The sequence below is a fragment of the Lentzea sp. HUAS12 genome, assembly GCF_024125735.1.
GTDB classification, from domain to species: domain Bacteria; phylum Actinomycetota; class Actinomycetes; order Mycobacteriales; family Pseudonocardiaceae; genus Lentzea; species Lentzea albida.
This window is the reverse complement of sequence record NZ_CP099738.1, coordinates 8,116,600-8,139,555: the sequence shown is the minus strand read 5'-3', so window position 1 is coordinate 8,139,555 and position 22,956 is coordinate 8,116,600. Positions and strand designations below refer to the sequence as shown.

The 22,956-nt window shown below is 70.0% G+C and carries 17 protein-coding genes; 10 read left to right on the top strand and 7 right to left on the bottom strand.

Annotated features, from left to right (window positions below):
• Positions 1-23 precede the first annotated feature (23 nt).
• The 5 genes from ND450_RS38165 (at position 24) to ND450_RS38145 (ending at position 8,711) form a co-directional block, all read left to right on the top strand.
• Positions 24-698: a response regulator transcription factor gene (locus tag ND450_RS38165; protein WP_253322974.1), complete on the top strand. Its 675-nt coding sequence runs from the start codon at positions 24-26 to the stop codon at positions 696-698.
• Positions 695-1,693 carry a HAMP domain-containing sensor histidine kinase gene (locus ND450_RS38160; RefSeq protein ID WP_253322973.1) on the top strand — a complete coding sequence of 333 codons (999 nt, stop codon included), beginning with the start codon at positions 695-697 and terminating at the stop codon, positions 1,691-1,693. Before ND450_RS38165 ends, ND450_RS38160 begins: the two co-directional genes overlap by 4 nt.
• A gap of 250 nt (positions 1,694-1,943) precedes the next feature.
• Positions 1,944-3,677, top strand: coding sequence for a DUF4153 domain-containing protein (locus tag ND450_RS38155; protein WP_256557371.1), 1,734 nt, complete (start codon positions 1,944-1,946; stop codon positions 3,675-3,677).
• Between the two features lie 100 nt (positions 3,678-3,777).
• A complete protein-coding gene (locus ND450_RS38150; RefSeq protein ID WP_253322972.1) occupies positions 3,778-7,515 on the top strand; it encodes a Pls/PosA family non-ribosomal peptide synthetase in 3,738 nt (1,245 codons plus the stop codon).
• Entirely contained in the window at positions 7,512-8,711 is a 1,200-nt protein-coding gene (locus ND450_RS38145; protein ID WP_253322971.1) for a M1 family metallopeptidase, read from the top strand. Before ND450_RS38150 ends, ND450_RS38145 begins: the two co-directional genes overlap by 4 nt.
• Here the strand turns inward: ND450_RS38145 and ND450_RS38140 are convergent.
• Genes ND450_RS38140 through ND450_RS38125 form a run of 4 tightly spaced genes read right to left on the bottom strand, consistent with a single transcriptional unit; the run spans position 8,689 to position 12,482 of the window.
• Positions 8,689-9,333, bottom strand: a complete 645-nt coding sequence (locus tag ND450_RS38140; RefSeq protein WP_253322970.1) for an NUDIX hydrolase — start codon at positions 9,331-9,333, stop codon at positions 8,689-8,691. The two genes, ND450_RS38145 and ND450_RS38140, sit on opposite strands and share 23 nt — an antisense overlap.
• Positions 9,284-10,498 carry an adenylosuccinate synthetase gene (locus ND450_RS38135; RefSeq protein ID WP_253322969.1) on the bottom strand — a complete coding sequence of 405 codons (1,215 nt, stop codon included), beginning with the start codon at positions 10,496-10,498 and terminating at the stop codon, positions 9,284-9,286. The genes ND450_RS38140 and ND450_RS38135 overlap by 50 nt, the downstream gene beginning before the upstream one ends.
• Positions 10,498-11,478: a hypothetical protein gene (locus tag ND450_RS38130; RefSeq protein ID WP_253322968.1), complete on the bottom strand. Its 981-nt coding sequence runs from the start codon at positions 11,476-11,478 to the stop codon at positions 10,498-10,500. The genes ND450_RS38135 and ND450_RS38130 overlap by 1 nt, the downstream gene beginning before the upstream one ends.
• A gap of 2 nt (positions 11,479-11,480) precedes the next feature.
• Positions 11,481-12,482 carry an adenylate cyclase gene (locus ND450_RS38125; RefSeq protein ID WP_253322967.1) on the bottom strand — a complete coding sequence of 334 codons (1,002 nt, stop codon included), beginning with the start codon at positions 12,480-12,482 and terminating at the stop codon, positions 11,481-11,483.
• 147 nt (positions 12,483-12,629) lie between these two features.
• Between ND450_RS38125 and ND450_RS38120 the strand changes: the two genes are divergently transcribed.
• Positions 12,630-13,712 carry a mechanosensitive ion channel family protein gene (locus ND450_RS38120; RefSeq protein ID WP_253322966.1) on the top strand — a complete coding sequence of 361 codons (1,083 nt, stop codon included), beginning with the start codon at positions 12,630-12,632 and terminating at the stop codon, positions 13,710-13,712.
• 149 nt (positions 13,713-13,861) lie between these two features.
• A complete protein-coding gene (locus ND450_RS38115) occupies positions 13,862-14,137 on the top strand; it encodes a hypothetical protein (RefSeq protein ID WP_253322965.1) in 276 nt (91 codons plus the stop codon).
• A gap of 51 nt (positions 14,138-14,188) precedes the next feature.
• Here ND450_RS38115 and ND450_RS38110 read toward each other — a convergent pair whose 3' ends face one another.
• Together ND450_RS38110 and ND450_RS38105 are read right to left on the bottom strand one after the other, a co-directional pair.
• Positions 14,189-17,425, bottom strand: a complete 3,237-nt coding sequence (locus ND450_RS38110; protein WP_253322964.1) for a S8 family serine peptidase — start codon at positions 17,423-17,425, stop codon at positions 14,189-14,191.
• 250 nt (positions 17,426-17,675) lie between these two features.
• The gene (locus ND450_RS38105; RefSeq protein ID WP_253322963.1) at positions 17,676-18,218 is read right to left on the bottom strand and encodes a hypothetical protein; all 543 of its coding nucleotides are present in this window, start codon (positions 18,216-18,218) and stop codon (positions 17,676-17,678) included.
• 214 nt (positions 18,219-18,432) lie between these two features.
• Here ND450_RS38105 and ND450_RS38100 point away from each other — a divergent pair, with 214 nt between their 5' ends.
• Together ND450_RS38100 and ND450_RS38095 are read left to right on the top strand one after the other, a co-directional pair.
• Positions 18,433-19,809, top strand: a complete 1,377-nt coding sequence (locus ND450_RS38100) for a hypothetical protein (protein WP_253322962.1) — start codon at positions 18,433-18,435, stop codon at positions 19,807-19,809.
• A gap of 27 nt (positions 19,810-19,836) precedes the next feature.
• Positions 19,837-20,523: a hypothetical protein gene (locus ND450_RS38095; protein ID WP_253322961.1), complete on the top strand. Its 687-nt coding sequence runs from the start codon at positions 19,837-19,839 to the stop codon at positions 20,521-20,523.
• Here ND450_RS38095 and ND450_RS38090 read toward each other — a convergent pair.
• Positions 20,507-20,950: a DUF6098 family protein gene (locus ND450_RS38090; protein WP_253322960.1), complete on the bottom strand. Its 444-nt coding sequence runs from the start codon at positions 20,948-20,950 to the stop codon at positions 20,507-20,509. The two genes, ND450_RS38095 and ND450_RS38090, sit on opposite strands and share 17 nt — an antisense overlap.
• Positions 20,951-21,293: 343 nt before the next feature.
• On the opposite strand from ND450_RS38090, the gene ND450_RS38085 reads away from it, so the two are divergent.
• Positions 21,294-22,949, top strand: coding sequence for an FAD-binding dehydrogenase (locus ND450_RS38085; RefSeq protein ID WP_253322959.1), 1,656 nt, complete (start codon positions 21,294-21,296; stop codon positions 22,947-22,949).
• Positions 22,950-22,956: the final 7 nt, after the last annotated feature.

Below are 22,956 nucleotides of genomic sequence, written 5' to 3'. Positions count from 1 at the left end.
GACATACCCATAAAGTCGCCGCCATGACAGGTCAGCGCAGGGTGCTCGTCGTGGAGGACGACATCACGATCGCCGAGTCCGTGGCCGCGCGGCTGCGGGCGGAGGGGTTCGAGGTGGCGGTCGCGCACGACGGTCCGTCCGGGGTGGCCGTGGCGGCCGCCTTCGGGCCTGACCTGGTGGTTCTCGACGTGATGCTGCCGGGGTACGACGGGCTCGAGGTGTGCCGGCGGATCCAGGCGTCGCGGTCGGTGCCCGTGCTGATGCTTACCGCGCGGGGGGACGAGACCGACCTGCTGGTCGGGCTCGCCGTGGGGGCCGACGACTACCTGACGAAGCCGTTCTCGATGCGCGAACTGGCCGCACGTGTGCACGTGCTGCTGCGCCGCGTGTCCCGTGCGGTGTCGTCGCGGTCGCTGGAGCTGGGCGACCTGCTCATCGACCTGTCGTCGCGGCGGGTGTCGCGCTCGGGCGTCGAGGCGCACCTGACGCCGACCGAGTACGACCTTCTGGTGTTCCTGGCCGAACGCCCCTCCGCCGTGCAGGCACGGGAGCGCCTGCTGGCGGAGGCGTGCGGGTGGCACGAGGGGGCGTCGTCGCGGACGGTCGACTCGCACGTGAAGGCGCTGCGCCGCAAGCTCGGCGCCGACCTCATCCGGACCGTGCACGGCGTCGGGTACGCGCTGGAGGTACCGCGATGAGACGCGTGCTCGAGCTGATCGACATGCTGCCGCGTCCGCTGGACTCGGTGCGGTCGATCAAGCTCAAGCTCGGCATCGTGATCGTGGTGTCCGGGTGCGTGTCGTTCGCGTACTTCCGCTACGTGACGGGGTGGCTGCCGCCCCGGACGACTTTGATCGCGCTGGTGCTGGGGCTGCTGACCTCGCAGCTGCTCGCGCACGGCATGACCTCGCCGTTGCGGGAGATGACCTCCGCGGCGCGGTCGATGGCCTCCGGGGACTACTCGCGCTCGGTGCGGGCCACGTCGTCCGACGAGGTCGGGCAGCTCGCGGAGGCGTTCACGGTGATGGCCGCCGACCTCGCCGCCGCCGACCAGCAGCGGCGTGAGCTGATCGCGAACGTGTCGCACGAGCTGCGGACTCCGATCTCCGCGTTGCAGGCGGTGCTGGAGAACGTGGTGGACGGGGTGGCCTCGCCGGATGCCGCGACGATGCGGACGGCCCTCGCCCAGACCGAGCGGCTGGGGCGGCTGGTCACCGAACTGCTCGACCTGTCGAAGATCGACGCCGGGGTGCTGTCCCTGAACCGGGAGACGCTGTCGGTGTCGTCGCTGGTGGCGGATGTGGTGGCGGAGGCAGCGGTGGCCGCGCCCGCCGCCTCGTTCTCGATCGACGTCCCGGGCGACCTGACCGTCCTCGCCGACGGGGAACGGCTCCACCAGGTGCTCGTGAACCTGGTGGACAACGCGGCCCGGCACGGACCCACCGGGGGGTTGGTGTCCGTGTCCGGGTACGCGTCCGGGTCGTGCGTGGTGCTGGAGGTCCGGGACGAGGGGCCGGGGATCGCGGTCGCCGACCGGTCCCGGATCTTCGAGAGGTTCACCCGAGGGGAGAGGGCGGGCGGTGGCGGGACCGGGCTCGGGCTCGCCATCGCCCGGTGGGTGGTGGATCTGCACGGCGGCACGATCGCCGTGGTGGACCCCGGGTCGTGCATCCGGGTGACGTTGCCCCGCTGACTTTTCTTGTTCGTTCTCGTCCGCACCCGTTTGTGCTGGTGTGGCGGTGAAGCGCGCCCGTTTTCGGGCTTGGGAGAGAGACATGACTGACTCTGGTGAGACGTCCGGGACGCCTGGGAAGCCTGCGCGGAAGGCGGTGGGGAAGGGGGTCGGGCGGTCGCGGTACCGGGATTTCCGGAGGGTGGGGTACCGGCCGGTGGCCTCGGGCTCGCCTGAGCCCGAGGACGCCACGGCCCCGAAGGAAGTCACGGTGGAGGGGGCCGCCACCGCCGGGGACAAGCCCCAGCCCGCGCAGCCCGAGGCAGCCGCGGAGTCCAAGCCCGCGGCTGACACGCCTGACACGGCAGAGGCCAAGCCGACCGCCGACAAGCGAGTGGCACAGGCGAAGCCCACCACCGAGGCGAAGCCCGTCGCCGAGCCCGCACCCGCTGCCCAGCCCACCCCGGCCGTCCAGCCCGCCGCGGTCGTCACCGCCACCCTCCCCCCGCCCTCCCCGTGGCAGGGCCCACCCCGCTACCCCGCCGCCACCCCCGCCATGGCCGCCCCGGGCGTCCCGTTCATGCCCTGGTGGCGCCCACCCACGACCGGCGCCCCCGGCAAGGCCCTGATCGCGGGCCTCGCCGCAGGCCTGGCCGGTGCCTTCCTCGCCGTGCCGAACAACGGCATCGGCTGGTTCCTGGCCGGGCTCGTCGGCGTCGGCGCGGTGCTGTTCTACAGCGGCAGGCCCACGGTCGAGCGGGCGTTGTGGCTGGCGGCCGCCCTGGCGTTCCTCGCGATGGCCTTCCTGCGGGCCGCGGAGTGGGTGTTCCCGCTCAGCCTGCTGGCGTCGATGCTCTGCGGGTCGATCGCGATGGCCGGCGGCAAGACGGTGCGGGGGCTCGTGTTCGGGGCGGTCGGGGTCGGGCTGGGTGCGTTCCGGTCGATCCCGTGGGTCGCCAAGGGGGTCAAGAAGCGCGGGCCGATCGGCATCAGGCCGTTCGTCTCCGTTGGTGTGGCGTTGGTGTTGTTGTTGGTCTTCGGGTCGTTGCTGGCCGGGGCGGACAAGGGGTTCAACGACTTCCTCGAGGCGTTGGTGCCTGACCTGAACCTGGACGACTGGGTGCAGCAGGCGTTCTTCGGGGTGGTGGCGGCTTTCGGGGCGCTCGGCGCCTGTTATCTGGTGGCGGCGCCGCCGGAGATCGACGAGGACGCCGAGCAGAAGCCGGGGTCGTTGCGGCTCAAGGACTACGGGTTGCCCGTGGGTGTGCTTGTGTTGCTGTTCACCGGATTCGTGGGGACGCAGCTCGCCGTGTTGTTCGGTGGCGAGGCGTACGTGATGAAGACGGCCGGGGTGACGTTCGCCGAGTACGCGCGGTCCGGGTTCTGGCAGCTGCTGTGGGTCACGATCCTGACGCTCGGCGTGATCGCCGGTGTGGCGCGGTTCGCGGTGAAGAAGACGCAGAAGGACCAGTTGTGGCTGCGGGTTCTCCTCGGTTCACTGGCTGTTCTCACACTCGTCATCGTCGCGAGTGCCTTGAGCCGCATGTGGTTCTACCAGCAGGCGTACGGGTGGACGGTGCTGCGGCTGCTCGTCGCGTCGTGCGAGGTGTGGCTGGCCGTGGTGTACGTGATGGTGATCGCGAGCGGGATCTCGTTGCGCGCCAACTGGTTGCCGAAGGCGATCGTCGCTACGGGTGCCGCGTTCTTCCTCGTTGTGGTGGCGATGAACCCCGAACGGGTGGTCGCCGACTACAACGTGTCGCGGTTCGAGGCGACGCAGAAGATCGACACGTACTACCTGTCGCAGTTGTCGGAGGACGCGGCGCCCGCGCTCGTCAGGCTTCCCGAGCACGAACGCTCGTGTGCGTTGCGGTGGCTGAAGAACCGCACGCCCGAGAAGGACTGGCGGGAGTGGAACCTCGCGCGCCACAACGCGAAGAAGTCACTCGAAAGTGTTGTGGTGACTGAGGTCACCTGTGAAGGCGCGTACTCGGGCGAGAGGTAAGCCGTTACGTGGCTGTAAAGTTGGTCGGCTACCAGTTGCCGAGAGGGTGAGAAGTGACGCACAAGTGACGATCGCGGCTGAACCCGTTGTCCTCCCATCGATGTTCACCGCAGGCGAGGCGCCTTCACCGCGCACCCTCCTGGACATCCTGCGCGCGAGTGCCGAGACGCACCCGAACGCGCTGGCCGTCGACGACGGCACCACCGCGCTGACGTACCGCGCACTGATCACGGAAGTACTGGAACTCAAGGACAAGCTCGCCGCCGAGGGCGTCGGGGTCGGCGATCGGGTCGGCATCCGCGTGCCGTCCGGGACGGTCGACCTCTACGTCTCGATCCTCGCGACCCTCGCGGCCGGCGCGGCCTACGTGCCCGTCGACTTCGAAGATCCGGACGAGCGCGCCGAGCTCGTTTTCGGTGAGGCACAGGTGGGTGCCGTGCTGGGCGAGGGCCGATCCCTTGTGCGGCACGGCTCCACGCTCGGCGTCACCGGGGAACCCGGGCTGGACGACGACGCGTGGATCATCTTCACGTCCGGTTCGACCGGCAGGCCCAAGGGCGTCGCCGTGACGCACCGCAGCGCCGCCGCGTTCGTCGACGCCGAGGCGCGGCTGTTCCTGCGGGACGAGCCGATCGGGCCCGAGGACCGCGTGCTCGCGGGTCTCTCGGTCGCGTTCGACGCCTCCTGCGAGGAGATGTGGCTCGCGTGGCGTTACGGCGCCTGCCTCGTGCCCGCGCCGCGGTCGCTGGTGCGCACGGGCATGGACCTGGGTCCGTGGCTGGTCGAGCAGGAGATCACCGTCGTCTCCACGGTGCCGACGCTGGCCGCGCTGTGGCCCGTCGAGGCACTCGACGACGTGCGGCTGCTGATCTTCGGCGGCGAGGCCTGCCCTCCCGAACTCGCCGAGCGGCTCGCCGTCCCCGGCCGCGAGGTCTGGAACACCTACGGGCCGACGGAGGCCACCGTCGTCGCCTGCGCCGCGCAGATGACCGGCCAGGGCCCCGTGCGCATCGGCCTGCCGCTCGACGGCTGGGACCTCGTCGTCGTGGACGCCCAGGGCGAGGTCGTGCCCATGGGCGAGTCCGGCGAACTGGTCATCGGCGGCGTCGGCCTGGCGCGCTACCTGGACGCCGAGAAGGACGCGCAGAAGTACGCGCCGCTGCCCTCGATGGGCTGGGACCGCGCGTACCGCAGCGGTGACGTGGTTCGCGCCGAGCCGGAAGGCCTCGTCTTCCTCGGCCGCGCGGACGAGCAGATCAAGCTCGGTGGCCGCCGCATCGAGCTCGGCGAGGTCGACGCGGCGCTCGGCGCGCTGCCCGGTGTCGCCGGAGCCGCCGCGGCCGTGCGCACGACTCGCGGCGGCAACCAGATCCTCGTCGGCTACGTCGTCACGGACGGCGAGTTCGACCAGGACGCGGCCGTCGAGCAGCTGCGCACCGAACTGCCGGCCGCCCTCGTCCCCTTGATCGCGGTGGTCGAGACGCTGCCGACGCGCACGTCCGGCAAGGTCGACCGCGCCGCCCTGCCGTGGCCGCTCGAGTCGATGGACACCGCCGGTGTGGTGTTCAGCGGGCTCGAGGGCTGGCTCGCGGAGCGGTGGGCCGAGGTGCTCGGCTCCGGCCCTGCCTCCGAGGACGCGAACTTCTTCGCGTCCGGCGGCAGTTCGCTCGGTGCCGCGCAGCTCGTGTCGATGATCCGCACGCGCTACCCGAGCACGTCGGTGCAGGACATCTATCAGAACCCCACGCTCTACAAGCTCGCGCGCAAGCTGGAGTCGTACGGCGAGACGGCCGAGGTGCGCGAGGTCGCGCCGACGCCGCGCTGGACCGGTGTCGTCCAGACGCTGCTGATGGTCCCGCTGCTCACGATCGCCGGTGCGCGCTGGGTCGTGGCGCTGACGGCGTTGTCGAACGTGCTGGGCTGGACGTCGGTGTCGTGGTGGTGGGTCGCGGCCGGGTTCGTGGTGTTCCTCAGCCCCGCCGGACGTCTCGCGATCTCCGCGGGCGGCGCGCGGTTGCTGCTGCGCGGCGTGAAGCCGGGCACGTACCCGCGCGGCGGTTCCGTCCACTTGCGACTGTGGACGGCCGAGATGCTGGCGCAGATGTCCCGCGCCACCGAGCTTTCCGGTTCCTGGGTCACGCACTACGCGCGGGCGCTGGGCGCGAAGATCGGCGAAGGCGCCGACCTGCACTCGTTGCCGCCCGTCACGGGCATGCTCAAGGTCGGGCGCGGCGCCGCCGTCGAGCCCGAGGTCGACCTGTCCGGCTGGTGGATCGACGGCGACAGGCTGCGCATCGGCCGCGTCCGGATCGGCGCGGGCGCGACCGTCGGTGCGCGCAGCACGCTGTTCCCCGGCGCGCGGATCGGCAAGAAGGCCGAGGTGGCGCCCGGTTCCGGAGTGCGCGGCTCGGTACCGACCGGCCAGCGCTGGGCGGGCGTCCCGGCGATCCGCGAGGGCAAGGCCGCGCGGTCGTTCCCGTCGCGCCGCCCGGAGCGCTCGCGCTTCTGGAACCTCATGTACGGCCTCTCGTCCGGCCTGCTGGCCGCGCTGCCGCTGCTGGCGGCCGCTCCGGCCCTGCTGTACGTGCTGCGCCGCCCCGTGACGCTGACGTCGGCGCTGTGGGACGTCCCGGTCGCCTCCGCGATCTGGTTCGGCTCGTACGCGCTGATCGTGCTGGTCGCCGTGCGCCTGCTGGGCATCGGCATGCGCGAGGGGTACTACCCCGTGCACAGCCGGGTGGCGTGGGCCGCGTGGACGACCGAGCGTCTGATGAACAACGCGCGCTCGGCCCTGTTCCCGCTGTACGCGTCGCTGTTCACGCCCGTGTGGCTGCGCCTGCTGGGCATGAAGGTCGGCCGCGGCGTCGAGGCGTCCACGGTGGTCGCGCTGCCGAAGATGACCAGAGTGGGCGACGGCGCGTTCCTGGCCGACGACACGATGGTCGCGTCCTACGAGCTCGGCGGCGGCTGGCTGCGCATCGCCACCGCGCGCGTCGGCAAGCGGGCGTTCCTGGGCAACTCGGGCATGACCGCGCCCGGTCGCGCGGTGCCGAAGGGCGGGCTCGTCGGCGTGCTGTCGGCAGCGCCGAAGCGGGCCAAGGCCGGGTCGTCGTACCTCGGCATGCCGCCGATGAAGCTGCCGCGCGCCGCCGAGGTCTCGGACCAGTCGCGCACGTTCGACCCGCCGAAGCACCTGATGTGGGCGCGGGCGCTGGTCGAGCTGTGCCGGTTCGTGCCGGTGATGCTGAACGTCGCTCTCGTCGTGGGCGTGCTGTTCGCGCTGAAGGAGTTCGGCCTCTGGGCCTCCGGCCTCGTGCTGCTGGGTGCCGGCGTGGCCGCGTGCCTGGTCGCCGTGGTCGCCAAGTGGACGCTCGTGGGCCGCTTCAAGACCCGCGAGTACCCGCTGTGGTCGGCGTTCGTGTGGCGCAACGAGCTGGCGGACACGTTCGTCGAGGTGCTCGCCGTGCCGTGGCTGATCGGGTTCTCCGGCGGCACGCCGATCATGAACCTGTGGCTGCGCTCGCTGGGCGCGTCCGTCGGCCGAGGCGTGTGGTGCGAGTCGTACTGGCTGCCCGAGGCCGACCTGGTGGAGCTCGGTGCCGGAGCGACCGTGAACCGGGGCTGCGTCGTGCAGACGCACCTGTTCCACGACCGGATCCTGCGCATGGACCGGGTGGAGCTGGGCGCCGGTTCCACTTTGGGCCCGCACGGCATCGTGCTGCCCGGCGCGTCCGTCGGCGACCACACGACGATCGGACCCGCCTCGCTGGTCATGCGCGGAGAGGATGTACCGTCGGGAACCCGTTGGCTGGGCAACCCGATCTCCGCGTGGACATGAGTTTCTCCGTACACCATTACGCGCTAGAGCTTGACTACAAGCCGCACTCCGCGCGCCTCTCGGGGCGCGCGGTGCTGCAGGCTTCCTGTCCTGCTCCCCTGACGTCGTTCTCGCTGTCCTTCGGACCGCTGCGGATCTCGAAGCTGCTGGTCAACGGCAGACCGGCCCGCTACGGGCACGCGGGTGGCGTGCTGAACGTCCGCGCCGCCGTGCGCGGCGCCTTCACCGTCGAGGTCCGGTACTCGGGCGTCCCGAAGCCGATCTCGACGCCCGAGTGGGGCGACCTCGGCTGGGACGAGCTGACGGACGGTTCGATCGTGGCCTCGCAGCCCATCGGGGCGCCGTCGTGGTTCCCGTGCCTCGACGAACCGTCGTCCAAGGCCTCGTACCACCTGGAGGTCACCGCGCCGTCGCCGTACACCGTGGTGTGCAACGGGGTGCTGGTCGACGGCAAGGTCTCCGGCAGCACCACCCGGTGGACGTACTCGATGGCCGCGCCGATGGCGACCTACCTCGCGACCGTCCAGATCGGACAGTACGTCGAGGCGCTGCCCGGCGTCTGGGCACCGTCGCGGCTCAAGCGCCTGGTGGCCCACGACTTCGGCCGGCAGAACGCGATGATAGAGCTGTTCTCGTCGCTGTTCGGGCCGTACCCGTTCGCCAGGTACGCGGTCGTGGTGACCGACGACGCGCTCGACGTTCCCGTTGAGGCGCAAGGGCTGTCGACGTTCGGCGCGAACCACGTGGACGGGCGGCGCGGGTCGGAACGGCTGGTGGCGCACGAGCTGGCGCACCAGTGGTTCGGCAACTCGGTCGGGCTCGCCTCGTGGGAGCACATCTGGCTGAACGAGGGTTTCGCCAGCTATTCGGAGTGGTTGTGGTCCGAGGCGTCCGGCGGCCGGTCGGCGGACGCGTGCGCCGCGGCGGCGCGGGACCTCCTGAGGCGCCTGCCGCAGGACATCGTGATCGGCCGGCCCACGCGGTCGCAGTGGTTCGACGACCGCGTCTACAAGCGCGGGGCGTTGACCGTGCACGCGCTGCGCCGCGAGATGGGCGACGACTCGTTCTTCGCGCTGCTGCGGGAGTGGTGTGCGCGCAACCGGCACGGCGTCGTGACGACCGAGGACTTCATCGCGCTGGCCGGGCACCGCGACCTGCTCGACCGCTGGCTGTTCAAGCCCGAACTGCCTCGCTAGACCACTTCCAGACCAGCGGCGGACGGCCGCCCTTGGGCAACGCCGACGCGTGCTCGGTGGTGCGTTCGAGACCCGGCACGCGGTCCATCGTGCGGCCCAGGTTGGCCGGGTAGGGCCGGTCGCCGGTCAGCGACTCGGTGACGTCGAGCGCCTGCGCCGTCGTGAACTCGCGTCCGAGCAGGCCCGCCGTGAACGCCACGTCGCGCCAGAGCTTGTCCGCGAGCAACGGCCGGCAGTCGGCGACGATCCGGTCGTGGTCGAACGCCAGCGCGGGCACGTCGTCGAGCCGGTGCCAGACGGCCACGTCCCCGGACGGGCCCGTCACGGTGGCCCACAGCGCGATCGACAGAGTGGGGCCGCGCGGGTCACGCGACGGCTCGTCGAACGTGGCGAGCTGGCCCGTCGCCGTCACGGACTCCTCGGCGAGGCCGAGCTTGCCCGTGACGGCCCTGGTGGTCGCGTCGCGCAGCCGTTCGCCGCGGCCCAGCAGGACGCCGGGCAGCGCCAGCTCCCCCGCGAACGGCTCCAGTGCGCGCGGTGCGACCCCCACGAGCACCGTGCGCGCGTCCGGGTCAAACCGGAGCGCTATGACGTCCACCGAGACCAACGTCGACTCGATCATGTGGTGGATTCTCCCGCACCTCGTAGTCGGACCTGGCCGGCCCCGTGCCCGTGACGAGCACGTCCACGCCGAGCAGGTCCTCCAGGTAGGCGACGGGATCGGACAGGTCCTCCAGCGAATCACCAGTGGCGACCTTCAAGCCCTGAGCGTCCAGGTGCGTCACCGCGAGGCCGTCGATACCCCCACAGCAATCGACGGAGTAGCGGAGCAGGTTCGCGTCCAGGTGCCCGGCTCGCCAGGCGCCCTGGAACTCCCCCGTGCCGTTGTGACGCTCCGGGAACCTCGCGAGCACGGCGGGGTCCTCCGTCGGCAACGGGCCCGCGCCGTGCCGCGTCTGGTAGGTCCTGGTCACGCCGATCACCCGGGCCGGACGTCCCTGGAGCAGCTCGCGGGCGTTGCGCGGCACGACCGTCGACCACGTGGTGTGCGGGTGGAAGCCGTACGTCTCGTCCAGGAGAACGCCCTGGGCGCCCTCGAAGACGACTCGGCCCGCGTCGAGCAGCCCTTCGTGGCCCGCGGTGATCCGCACGGCGTCGGCGAACGCGCGGTAGAGCCCGACCAGTTCGCCGATGCCCGGGCCTTCGCCGATCAACGGCTCGTAGAACCGGGCGAGCGCGTCGAGCTTGCGCCGCAACGTGATCGGGTTCAGGCAGTCGCCCACGGTCGGGGCGGGGCCCGGCTCGCCGAGCACCCGCTGCCCCTCCACCACGTCCCCCTCGGCCGCCCCGGCGAGCAGGCCGTACCAGACCGTCTCGCCGATCCCCTTGCCGCACGACCCGTGCCGGTCGTCGCCCCTGGCCCTCTCCCTGGCCCGGTTGGCGGCGACGTGGAACGGTGTCGTGAGCAGCGCCTGGGCGTCGATCGACATCAACGACAGCGGGTCCGTGACGCCGACGGCCTCCAGCTCGCGCGACTCGGTCGCCAGCGCGATCGGCTCGACCAGCACGAACCGCGACAGCCAGGTCGGCACGCCCGCGAGCGTGCCCGACCCGAACTGGCTGAAGGTGTGGTGCCGGCCGTCGACGACCACGTTGTGCGCGGCCTGCGCTCCCCCGTTGAACCGCACGACGGCCGACACCGACCCGTCCGCGCACAACGCGTCGACGGTGGCACCCTTGCCCTCGTCGCCGAACCCCAGCCCGACGACGATCACGTGGTCGTTCATCAGCTCAGCGCCACGTCGTCGGGACCGTCGATGCCGAGCGGGGCCGCCACGACCGCGCGCTTGCTGCCACCGACGGCGACCAGCGCCTTGCCGACGGCCTTGCTCTCGGTGACCGAGCCGATCTCGGCGAGGTCCACGAGGGCCTGGTCGAGGTCGACCACCTGCTCCTCCATGCCGATCGTCGCGGCGATCAGCTCGCACACGGCGCCGGGGTCGTCGAGCTTGAGGAAGTTCTGCCCGAGGATCGCCCGCCAGTGCTCACCGATGGCGTCGTCGTTGAAGTACGACGACTGATTGGGGAGGATGAAGTAGACGTTCCACTTGCGCGCCAGCTCGCGGTAGACCGACACGGGGTCGATGTCCTGGTGGACGTCGTCGCCGATGATCCGCCGGATGTGCTTCGCCTCCAGCCGCGGCTTGTTCAGCTCGTCACCGATGATGAACAGGTAGCCCTTGCGGCCGCGCTTCTGCCACGCGTCGGTGACGACGTGCCGCGCGACGAAGTACGCGGCCAGCTCGTACGACTCGCTCTTCTGGCCGCCGCCGTTGCCCTCGAGGAAGATGTCGCGCAGCTGCTCGTCCATGCGGTTGTCCGACTCGAACTGGCCGACCTGCAACGGCACCCGGTCGCTGTCCGCGTCCCCGATCCCGCCGAACATCAGCTGCGGGTCGGCGAGATATCCCTTGCGCTGCAACAGTCCGTGCAACTTGCCGAGCTTGCCCTGCATGATCCGCGGCACCGCGCCCATCGACCCGGTCACGTCGAACAGCACGGCGATCGGTGTCGAGTCGGCGTGGTCGGGCGAGTCGCGGCACTCGCGGTAGGCGACCTTGAACGGGTCCAGCGCCGGCGCGGCCTTCCAGCTCGACGCGGGCTGCGACCTGATCGAGGCGGTGTAGCCGAAGTCGGCGATCCCCTTGGCCGCGCGGAAGGTCTTGGCCGCGGCGTACGCGTTGTCGTCCCACTTGCCGTGTCCCATGGTCATTCTCCTTCTGGAAGGGCGAACGGGCGGAAAACCCTTGGTCCGTACAGTTCTTCGAGCAGTTCGTCGTACTCGTTCAGCAGGTCTTGCGCGTCCGGCCTGCGCGATGGCCGGTCCTGCATACAGCCGTTTGCGAACGACCGTTGGCGCTTCTCGTTTTGCGCCAACGTTTCGAGCATCAGCGCGTGTGCCATGTGGACGTCCGTCGCGGCGGTGACCGGTTCCTGCGCCGCGACCTCAGGCGGGTAGGCGATGGCCTTGCTGGTGGCAAGGAGTCGCTGGCCCTCCTCCACGGCGAAGGACCAGCCGGCCAGCACGATGCCGTGCTGCTCCGGGTGCACCAGGACGTTCTCGGCGGTGACGGCCCCGTGGACCAACCCGATCTGGTGCGCGCCGGCCAACGCCTTGAGCAGCCTGCGGTGCATCCACGCGTAGTCGCGGCCGTCCAGCCCGTGCGGGTACGCGTTCTGCACGTCCTTCAGCGTCACGAAGCCGTCTTTCAGCGGGTCCAGGACCGTGAAGGCCCTGCTGCCCTTGGCCACCTCGCCGGAGGTGTCGAGCAGGCGCGGGTAGAAGGGGCGCAGCCACTGGTTGCGGTCGGTGAAGCGTTCGAGCCTGCGCAGCGCCTGCCACTCGCCGTGCAGCAACGGGTTGAGCGCCGGGTTGCGCACCACCTTGACGACGTGCGGACCGTCGGACTCGTAGAGGTTGGCGATGCTGCCGACCGCGAACGGCTCGCCGATGCGGTAGACGCCGGTCCTCGTGCGCAGCTCGACGGTCGTGCTGTGCGTCCACTCGTGGTGCAGGCGGGTCAGGACCGCCGAGGCCGCGTGCGCCCTGGTGTCGCCCGGTCCGACCACGTCGGGGTGCAGGACCGAGGCCAGTGCGCGGTACAGGCGCTTCGCCTGCCTGCGCTTGTCCGGGTCGGTGGTGCGCGGCCCGAACAGGGCTTCGGCCGAGCCGGCCCGCTCCACCAGTTCCAGCGCCTCCGTTGTGGTCATGGTTTGAGTCTTACAAACTCAAACCCCGAACGCAAGCATGTTCTGGTCTGTGTGACTCAAACCGCTCCGGCCGACCGTCGTGAGTTGGCTCATGGTGTTCACCCGTTCGGACGTCGGGTACCCGATCCCGACACGGGAGGAGGAAACGTGCTGTTCGTCGTCATGGGCTGCTCCGTGGCCTTCGCACTGCTGGTGGTGGAGGTGGTCCACCGACTGGTCCGCCGCTTCACCCACAGCGGGAGGATGTACCGGCCGGGCCAGGTGTTCGGAGCGCTCCTGGCCGCCCAGATAAGCCTCAGCGTGTACCCGGTGGACGCGCCGGTCGTGCTGCACGTGCTGGGCATCGCGCTGATCCTCGCCGGGGCGTGGCTGCTGTCGGCGCTGATCAGCACCCTGGTGGACATATCGCTGTCGCGGATCCGCACGGACGTCACGGACAACCGGCACGCGCGGCGGGTCCACACGCAGGTCACGCTGGTGCGGCGACTGGTCCTGGTGGTCATCGGCGTGCTGGCGGTGGGCGCGATCCTGATGACCTTCCCCGGTGCGCGGGCGGTCGGGTCGACGGTGCTGGCGTCGGCCGCGGTGATCGGCGCGGTGGCGGCGTTCTCGGCGCAGTCGTTGCTGGGCAACCTGATCTCGGGGCTGCAGATCGCGTTCAGCGACGCGGTGCGGCTCGACGACGTGGTCGTCGTCGAAGGTGAGTGGGGGCGGGTCGAGGACATCACGCTGACGTACGTGGTGCTGCACCTGTGGGACGACCGGCGGCTGGTGCTGCCGACGTCGTACTTCCTGAAGACGCCGTTCGAGAACTGGACTCGCACGCAGTCGGCGTTGCTCGGGACCGTCGAGCTCGATCTCGACTGGACGGTGCCGGTCGAGGCGATGCGACAGGAGATGCGGTCCATGTTGGAGGGCAGCGACCTGTGGGACGGGCGGGTGTCCGTGTTGCAGGTGACTCAGGCGACGCAGGGGTTCGTGCGGGTGCGTGCGCTCGTGAGCGCGGCCGACGCCGGCAAGTTGTGGGACCTGCGGTGCCTGACGCGCGAGCACCTGGTGGACTGGGTGCACCGCCAGCATGCCGGTGCGTTGCCGCAGATCCGCACGAAGGCGGTCACCGGCGTCAAGAAGGCGCAACCGACCTCTGACCAGCACACGGACGCGCGGGTGTTCGGGGAGAGCGTCGACGGCGCACTGCGCGAGCAAGCGTTTGCGGGGCCCAAGCAGTAGGGCGCGGGGAAAGTCGGTGCAACCGCCCGCGCGGCCCGCTCCGTCCTCCCACCATGAGAAGACCGCTCGCCGTCGCGTTTTGCGCGCTGGCTCTCGGTAGCTGTGGTACGAACGGGTCCCCAGCCGTGCCCAACGCGGAGGTCCCCGTCGTGTCATCGGCGAAACCGGACAGGAACCGGATCGAGCAGGCGAAGCGCGACGGCCACCTCACAGTGCCACTCATGATCTCCGTGCAGCCGGGACGCGACGAGGAGGTCGAGCGGGCACTGGTGGTGCTGGGCGCGACCGTCGAGTCGCGGGATCCCAGAATCGGCTACCTGCGCGCCGAGATGCCGGTCGACAGGGTGGAAGACGCATATCTGATCACGGGTGTGTCCAAGGTGGACTTGGACGAGCCCCTGAACAACAGGCTGCCAGAACCGTAGAAAGCCCCAGGACGTCGTGGGTCCTGGGGCTTTCTACGTACTACCGGACTGCTAGCTGACCGCCTGGACGATCACCGCGCCGGTACCGACGACGGTGTTGTCGGCCGTGCGGACCTCGAGCTCACCGCGCAGCACGCGGCCGGCACCGGGCTGGCCCAGCGGCGTGATGACGCCCGTCGCGTTCCACGTCGCACCGGCGGCGCGGTCGGCGTTGGTGTCGGTCACGGTGAGCGTGCCGAGACCGGCCGAGGTGAATACGTCGAAGTAGTCGTACTCCGTGGTGCCCGCGGGCACCGCGTAGCCGTCCACCAGTGCGACCCAGTTGCCCGCGGCCGGGTTGGTGATGGTCACGGACTCCTCGGAGTCCGCGTCCGCCGACTGACCGGCGAGCACGCAGCTGCCCGACGTGCAGTTGTAGACCAGCAGGTCGAGGTCGGCGCCTTGGTCGGCGGGGTTGCCGATCGTGACGGTGAGCCTCGTCGAGCCGGGCGCGACGGTGATCGGGTACTGCTGCTGCGCGAGGTTCGCGATGCTCGGACGGGCCGTCTTGGCACTGCCGACCGCACCCGCCGCGAGCCGGCCGTTGAAGCTGGCCTGCGTGTTCGTGACGGTGTACGCGCGCTCGACCGGGGCACCCAGCGCCGCGGACGGGATGACGTCCGGGTTCGGGCTGATGGTCGTGCCGAGCACCGACGCGGTCACCGAGTACGGCGCCTCGGCGGCGTCGGAGGTGCGACGGGCCTCGATCACGATCTCCCACACACCGGCCATCGGGCTGGCCACCGTGCGGCTGGTCGGCGAGCCACCGGCGCAACCGGCACCCGCGTCGGGGTTGTAGCAGTTGGTCGACGAGTTGACGTCGAAGCCGACGCCCTGCGGGGTGTAGCGCAGGAAGCGGACCTGGCCCTTGCCGGCCTCGGCGCCGCCGCCGGTCAGGTCGACCTTCAGCGCGGTCGTGCCCTTGGGCACGTTCACGAAGAGGCTGGTCGACTGGTTGCGCGCGATCTTGCCGGACTTCGTGACCGAGAACTTGTTGGCGGCGCTGAAGTTCTCCGCCGCGAACACCGTGTTCAGGGTCTGCACGTCGACGCCGGGCGTCTCCGGGTTGTCGAGCTGCAGGACGGCGCTGTGCGCGCCCGAGTTCTTCGCCTTGACCTTGACCGGGAACTGGACCGGCGTGTTCAGCGGCAGCTTGACCTTCTTGGCCGCGGTGAACGTGCCGTCGTTGCCCTTCCAGGACACGTTGTAGGTCTCGTCCTGGTGACCCGTGGTGCGGGTCAGCGTGTAGGTGCGGGTGTACTCCTGGCCCGCGGTCACGCCTTCGCGGTCGTGGATGCCGACACCGACGCCCGGGGTGGCCAGCAGGCCGGCGAGGACGGTGTTGACCGGGACGGACGTGGTGACCTGGTCCGGCACGGCGTGCTTGTCCAGCAGCTTCCACGCGGCGTTGGTGTTGAACAGACCTGCGCCCTGCTCGTAGGCACCGAGGGTGTCCACGTAGTTCGCGCTGCGCTGGATCGCGTAGCGCAGCTCGGCGCTGGTCGGGCGCTGGCCGTTGTGCGTGGCCTTGTACGCGCTCACGAGCAGCGCGGCGGCACCGGTCGCCTGCGGGGCGGCCATCGACGTGCCGTTGAACATCGCGTAGCCGGCCGGGAGGGCGTAGGTGCCCGCCACCGGGCCACCGGCCTGCCAGCGCGGCGTGGTGGAGATCGCCGAGCCGGGCGCCACGATGTTCGGCTTGAAGCCGCCGTCCTCACGCGGGCCGCGCGACGAGAAGCCGTGCAGGTTCTGCTTCTGCGCGGTCTTCGAGCCGTAGTTGGAGAGCCAGGTCTCCTTGGTGATGTACGAGCCGACGCTCACCGCGTCCGTGGCGACCGACGGGTCACCGACGGTGTTGGCGCCCGCGCCCGAGTTGCCCGCCGAGATGAACAGCTGGACGTTGTACTCGTTGATCGTGCGGTTGTAGAGCTCCGCACGGGCGTTGTTGCCGTCGTTGAGGGCCGGGAGGCCACCGATGGAGATGTTCACGACGTCGGCGCCGTTGCGCGCGGCGTAGAGGACACCGTCGATGAGACCGGAGCTCGTGCAGGACGGCGTGGAGAGGCAGGCCTTGATGGCCATGAGCTTCGCGCCCGGCGCCGCACCGGCCATCTTGCCGTCGAACAGCTTGTGGGCGGCGGTGATGCCGGCGACGTGCGTGCCGTGCGCGGCGCCCGAGATGCCCAGGTTGACGAACGGCGTGCCCGCGTTGTCGTAGATCGAGCGGTCGGTCTGCACGACGAACGCGACGCGGTCGACGACGGGGGTCGCGGGGTTGTCGGTGCCGAAGAAGCCGACGTCCTGCTTGACCTTGTAGTCGATCATGCGCTTGTTGTTGGTGAAGTCGCCGTCACCATCGGTGTCGACGAAGACTTCCTTCGTCGTGATGTCCTGGATGACACCGAACGAGTCCGTGCGGTCGCCGTCGCGGTTGATGTCACCGCCGGTCTCGCTGTTGGAGAGGTTCAGGTCGCCCGCGGTCTCGCTGAAGAGGCCGAACGAGTAGGGACCGCCGGTGGCGGGCGCCTTGTAGGTCTTGCCGCCCTCGACGAACGTGCCGGTGCGGCCGGTCTTGGTCATCGTGACCCAGGTGCCGTCGCCGGAGTTCGTGGCGTTCGCGTTGTACCAGTCGATGATCTTGCGCTCACCGGTGCTGGTCGTCTGCAGGGCCGGCGTGTCGAGGTCGATGCCGGAGTCGATCACCGCGATGGTGGTGCCGCGGCCGTCCCACTTCGAGTGCGCGGTGGCGAACTGCGCCGCCTGCGTGTCCTGCGTCGGCATGTACGGGTTCGTGCGCGGCGTCTTCGCGTCCGGCGCCTTCTGCGGGGCCGGGTTCTCCATGCCCTCGGGGCGCGGGTTGTCGAGCGCGACGAGCCCGTCGACGTCCACGGTGCTGACCGAGGCCAGCTTGGCGGCCTTCTCCGCGTTCTCGCGCGGGATGGTCACCTTGACGTAGTCGACGTCCTTCTCGGTCTTCTGGACCGTGGCGCCGAGCGCCTTGAGGTCGTTGACCGCGGCGTCGGTCTTGCCGTCCTCGGCGGCGACCAGCAGGTCGACGGTCGGCTTGCCCTCCTGGGCGGCCTTCTCGACGAGTGCGCGGTCCTGCTTGTCCAGCTGCTTGTCAGCGGCCGGCTGCTGTTGCTGAGATGCGTTCTGCGCGATGGCAGGGGTGGCGGCGAAGCCGAACCCGGTAGTGCCCAGCACCGCGGTCAGCAAGACCGTGCCGGTGCGGCGTCTCCAGTTCTTCACGGCGCATGTGCCCTTCGTGGGGTAAAGAGTGCTCCGAAGCACATCTCTTCGCCTCGCGAGGGGCAATCGTCGGAACAGAGCAATTGTTGGTTCCACATTGGACTGTTCAGAGGCTTGAAAGGGCGCACTTTTAGTGCTGCGCGTTTCATTTACGCCGTGGAACGAGCAACCGCCCTCCAGTCAAGAGCTGATGGAGGGGAATGTCAAGGCTGCGTCAACGGTGAACGTCGTTGCCGTGTAACGAATCCCGTCAACGGACGATGGACCGGTCACCATTTCCGCCCATTAGCTCGCGTAATCTCGCGCGCAGCCGTCCGACGATCCCCTGCGGCGGCGCGAGCGCTTTGGGCTGGGTCCCGCACACCGAGCAGGTTTTGCGGTGCTTCGCGAGCGCCTGCTCGAGTTCCGTCACCTGCTGCGCGGTCCGCCGCGGCACGACGTCCTTTTTGATCGAGAGCAGGCTCAGCTCGGTCAGCACGTGCGTTCCGCGCCGCAACTGCGCCGCCGGCGTGATCGTGTGGAACAGCACCAGGTTCCGGCTGCGCTTCGGTTCGAACCCCTGGACGTCGCACCACTCGACGGTGGTCTGGTGGTCGAGCCCGTGCGACGTGAGGCCCTCGGCCGTGAGCTTCGTGCCGAGGTTGAAGGTCCGCCACGCGACCGTCGCGCCCATGAGGAACCACAGGCCGCCGAAGAGGTACGCGTACCAGGGGCCGTCCTTGGCCGCGAGCGGACCGACGGCGGCCACGGCGATGCCGAGGCCGAACAGGACCCATCTCCACCTGGTGTGCATGTCTCCCTCCTGTGTACCCGATCCGCGGGCCTAGCATTGGTTGGTGCCAAATCAACATGACGGTCCGCTGGTACGCGCGGAGTTCCGAGGCCTGCCCTCCGTTGTGACCGCCGTTCGTGCGGACCAGGTCGTCACCGGCCTGATTCCTCACGAGCCGCTCCACTTCCAAACGCCTCCCGGGCTCGCTGTGTTGCACGAACCTGGACCTGTCTGCGTGATCACCGGTCAACGCGGGGTGGGGAAAACTCAGCTGGCTGCGGCTTACGCACGTCAGCGGGTGTCCGACGGTTGGTTGGTGGCTTGGATCGGGGCCGAGAACAAGGAAGGGATCGAAGCCGGAATGGTCGAGCTGGGCGACCGGCTCAGCCTCTACCGGCCCGAGGACGGCTCCAAGCTGACCGCAGCACGCGTACGCAACCACCTACGGACGAGGCCAGGCCGGTCCTTGCTGGTGTTCGACAATGCCGTGTCGCTGGACGCAGTCCGCGAGTACCTACCGGTGGCGGGAGAGACCCAGATGGTGATCACCAGCACTGCTCGCGGATCACAGCTGGAGCATCGCGGGGTGCTGGTGGAGGCATTCGACGAGGAGATCTCGTTGCGGTTCCTTCGAGCCGCCACCGGGATCGCCCACGACGCCGGTGCCGCTGAACTCGCACGCGAGGTCGGTGGCCTGCCCTTGGCGCTGGCTCAGGCGGCGGCCCGGATTCGGACATCCGGATGGGACTACCAAACCTATCTGGCGCGTTTCCGGCAATTTCCTGCGGAGAACCACCTACGCCGGCGCGACGGTGACGATCATCCACTCAGCGCAGCGAAGGCAGTCCTGATCGCGCTTGAGCCGTTCGAGGACAGTGCAGTCCTCGAAACGCTGGCACTGCTGGCGCCAGAAGGTGTGTCGCGCGAACTGCTCGGCGAGGAGACCGACGATCATCTGGCGCTGCTCTACGAGTCTTCACTCATCGAGTACGCCGACCGTTCCTCCGTGCGAACGCATCGTCTGGTCCAGAAGATCATCCGTGACTGCCGTCAGGCGGCCGGCACTTACGACGCCGCCTTGGAGAGAGTGGCGGGCGTTCTCGAAGCCAGCCTCGACAAGGCTCCGAGCCTTCGTGAGTACCGCCTGGACTTCAACGAGATACTGGCCGGTCACTCCGCCGCGCTGGTCCGCAACACGATCGGACGAAGTGACTCCAGAGCGACGGCCGCCGTCACGAGGGCGGTGGTCTCGATCCACCTCTGGCTGACCCGCAGGGCGCTCCAGGAGGAGCTGAACCTGACCGAGATCGTGGTCACCATCAGGTCTGAGATGTCAGCCGGGGAGGTCGCGGACGCGTTCGAGCGAGTTTTCCGCCGCATGAGAGACGCGCTGGGCGCGACCGACCCGGACACGATCAAGGCGGCGATCGCGTTGGGTCGCGCGAACGACGCGGCCGGCCGGTATCAGGACGTCATCGCAGTCTTGCAGGAGGTGCACATGGCTCCGGGCTTCGGATGGAACGGCGGTGAAGCCAGTGGCGAAGCCCTACGTCTGTACACCCACGCCGAGCGCATGCTCGGAGCCGGTCATCACGACGTTCGGCAGGACTGAGGGCCGGTCAGGCGCTACCTTGCGCCCATGGACCTGAAGCCGGTCGCCGACGAGCTCTACGGGCTGCCCCCGAAGGACTTCACCGCGGCCCGCAACGCCGCGGCCAAGCAGGCCGGCGACAAGGACCTCGCGAAGGCCATCGCCGACCTCCGCAAGCCCACCGTGGGCGCCTGGGCCGTCAACAAGCTCGTCCGGGACGCCCCCGAGGGCCTGGAGGAGGCGCTGGGCCTCTCCACGGCGAAGCTGACCATGCGGGAACTCGGCCGGCGGCGCAAGGAGCTCGTGGAGGCCCTGGTCTACCGCACGCTGGAACTGACGGGGCCGTTGGCGGACGACGCCGTCACGCAGGTCCGCAACACGCTGACGGCCGCGATGGCCGACCCCGAGTCCGCCGAGCAGGTGCGCGACGGCCACCTCACGAAGGCGCTCGAGTACTCCGGGTTCGGGTTCGCGCTGCCGGAGCCCGAGCCCGCGCAGGACGGTGAGGACGCGCTCGCCCGCAAGCGGCGGGAGCGGGAGGAGCGCAAGCGGGCCGAGGCGCAGCAGGCGCTGGACGAGGCCGAACAGGCCCTCGGGGAGGCGCAGGCGGACCAGCTGGCGGCGCAACGGGCGTTCGACCGGGCCGCGGAACGGCTGGAGGACGCCAAGCGGGTCACGTCCGGCGCGGAGAAGGCCCGCAAGGCGGCGGAACGCAAGCTCAACGACCTGAGCTAGACCGGTCCAACGGCCCCCACTCGTCGGAGTGCTGGGCGCCGACCAGCTCGACGCACTCCCGCAACGCCTCGTCGTCCACCCAGGCGAGTGGTTCCCGGCACCGGACCAGCGGCTCGTTGTCGGGGCCGCGGCCCACCTCCTCGCCGCGCAGCACCCAGGCGCGGACGTCCGGGCCGCGCAGGTCGCGCAGGTGGCGGTAGTCGAACAGGCGGCGCGCCACCCACAGCTCGTGCGAGCGGTCGTCCCACCACGGCTCGATGCGCGGCGGGCTCGCCGACAGGCCCGGCAGCTCCACACCGGTCAGCGAGTCGCGCGAGGTGGAGGCGGCGTCGGCGTCCGGCCCCTTGGACCAGCGCACGTAGATGTCGTCGTCGATGAGCCCCACCAGGTCGGCGAGACTCGTGATCGTCGGCATGCGGGCTGTCACACGTGGTGAGCCACCCGGCCGAACCTGAAGGAAACCTGAAGGAATTGAGCCTGGTCACAGCGAAAGGCGACCGGAACACGACGGTCCGGTTGTACGTTCAACAAGTGGTTGGCCGCTCGCGCTGGAGCTGCACGCCGGGACTGTCCGACACCCCCAGGTCGGATCAGTCCTTCCGCAGGCGTCGCGTGCTCGCGCAGCGGTCGACCCGCCGTCGGCCGGCACTCCGGTAACCCCCCTCACCGGTAGTGGCGGTCGGCGGCACCCTCAGGGGTACGCATCCCTCCCCAAAAGTGAAATTGACTCAGGTCTCGTGCGTGACCAGGGGCCGCTCTAGACTCACCCGATGGCACATGACGCGGATGTCATCGTCGTCGGCGCGGGCCTCGCAGGTCTCGTCGCGACCGCAGAACTCGCCGACGCGGGTCGCAAGGTCATCCTCCTCGACCAGGAGCCGGAGGCGTCGATCGGCGGCCAGGCGTGGTGGTCGTTCGGCGGGCTGTTCCTGGTCGACACCCCAGAGCAGCGCAGGCTTCGGGTCAAGGACTCGCACGACCTGGCGTTGCAGGACTGGATGGGCTCGGCCGCGTTCGACCGGGACGAGGACCACTGGCCCCGGTTGTGGGCACAGGCCTATGTGGACTTCGCCGCCGGCGAGAAGCGCTCCTGGTTGCACAACATGGGGGTGCGCTGGTTCCCGCTCGTGCAGTGGGCGGAGCGCGGCGGCTACCTGGCGGACGGGCACGGCAACTCGGTGCCGCGCTTCCACGTCACGTGGGGCACCGGACCCGGCATCGTCGAGCCGTTCGAGCGCCGGGTCCGCGAGGGCGTGGCGAAGGGGCTCGTGACGCTGAAGTTCCGCCACAAGGTCACGGGCATCAACGTCACCAACGGCGTGTGCGACGGCGTGTCCGGCGAGGTGCTGGAGCCGTCCTCGGTCGCTCGCGCGGAACCGAGCTCGCGCACCGCCGTCGGCGAGTTCTCGCTGAGCGCCCAGGCCGTCGTCGTCACGTCCGGTGGCATCGGCGGGAACCACGACCTGGTGCGCAGGAACTGGCCCGAGCGGATGGGCACGCCGCCGAAGTTCATGCTCTCCGGTGTGCCGGACTTCGTGGACGGCTCGATGATGGAGATCACGCAGAAGGCCGGCGGCGCGATCATCAACGCCGACCGCATGTGGCACTACCCCGAGGGCATCGCGAACTACGCCCCGGTGTGGTCGCGGCACGGCATCCGCATCCTGCCCGGCCCGTCGCCGCTGTGGCTCGACGCGGACGGCAAGCGGCTGCCGATCCCGCTGTTCCCGGGCTTCGACGCGCTGGGTGCGTTGCAGCACATCACCACGCACGGCCACGAGCACTCGTGGTTCGTGCTGAACAAGAGGATCATCGGCAAGGAGTTCGCGCTGTCGGGCTCCGAGCAGAACCCCGACCTCACGGGCAAGGACACCAGGGCCGTGCTCAAGCGCGCGCTGCCGGGTGCGGTCGCGCCGGTCGAGGCGTTCGCCCAGAAGTCCAAGGAGTTCATCCAGGCCGGCACGGTCGCGGACCTGGCCCGCGGCATGAACGCGTTGATCGGCGACAGCAGGATCGACGCGGCGGAGCTCGAGAAGACGATCGTCGAGCGCGACCGCCAGGTCACCGCGGGGCTGAGCAAGGACATGCAGGTCAACGCGATCCGCCAGACCCGCAACTTCCTGACGGACAAGCTGATCCGCGTCGTCGAGCCGCACCGGCTGCTCGACCCGAAGGCCGGCCCGCTGATCGCGGTGCGGCTCTCGGTGATCACCCGCAAGACGCTGGGCGGTCTGCACACCGACCTGTCGTCGCGGGTGCTCGACACGTCCGGCGAGGTGCTGCCGGGCCTGTACGCGGCCGGTGAGGCCGCCGGGTTCGGCGGCGGTGGCGTGCACGGCTACCGGGCGCTCGAGGGCACGTTCCTCGGCGGCTGCCTGTTCTCCGGGCGGGTGGCCGGGCGTTCGGCGGCGGAGGCCGTCAAGTAGTTCTCGC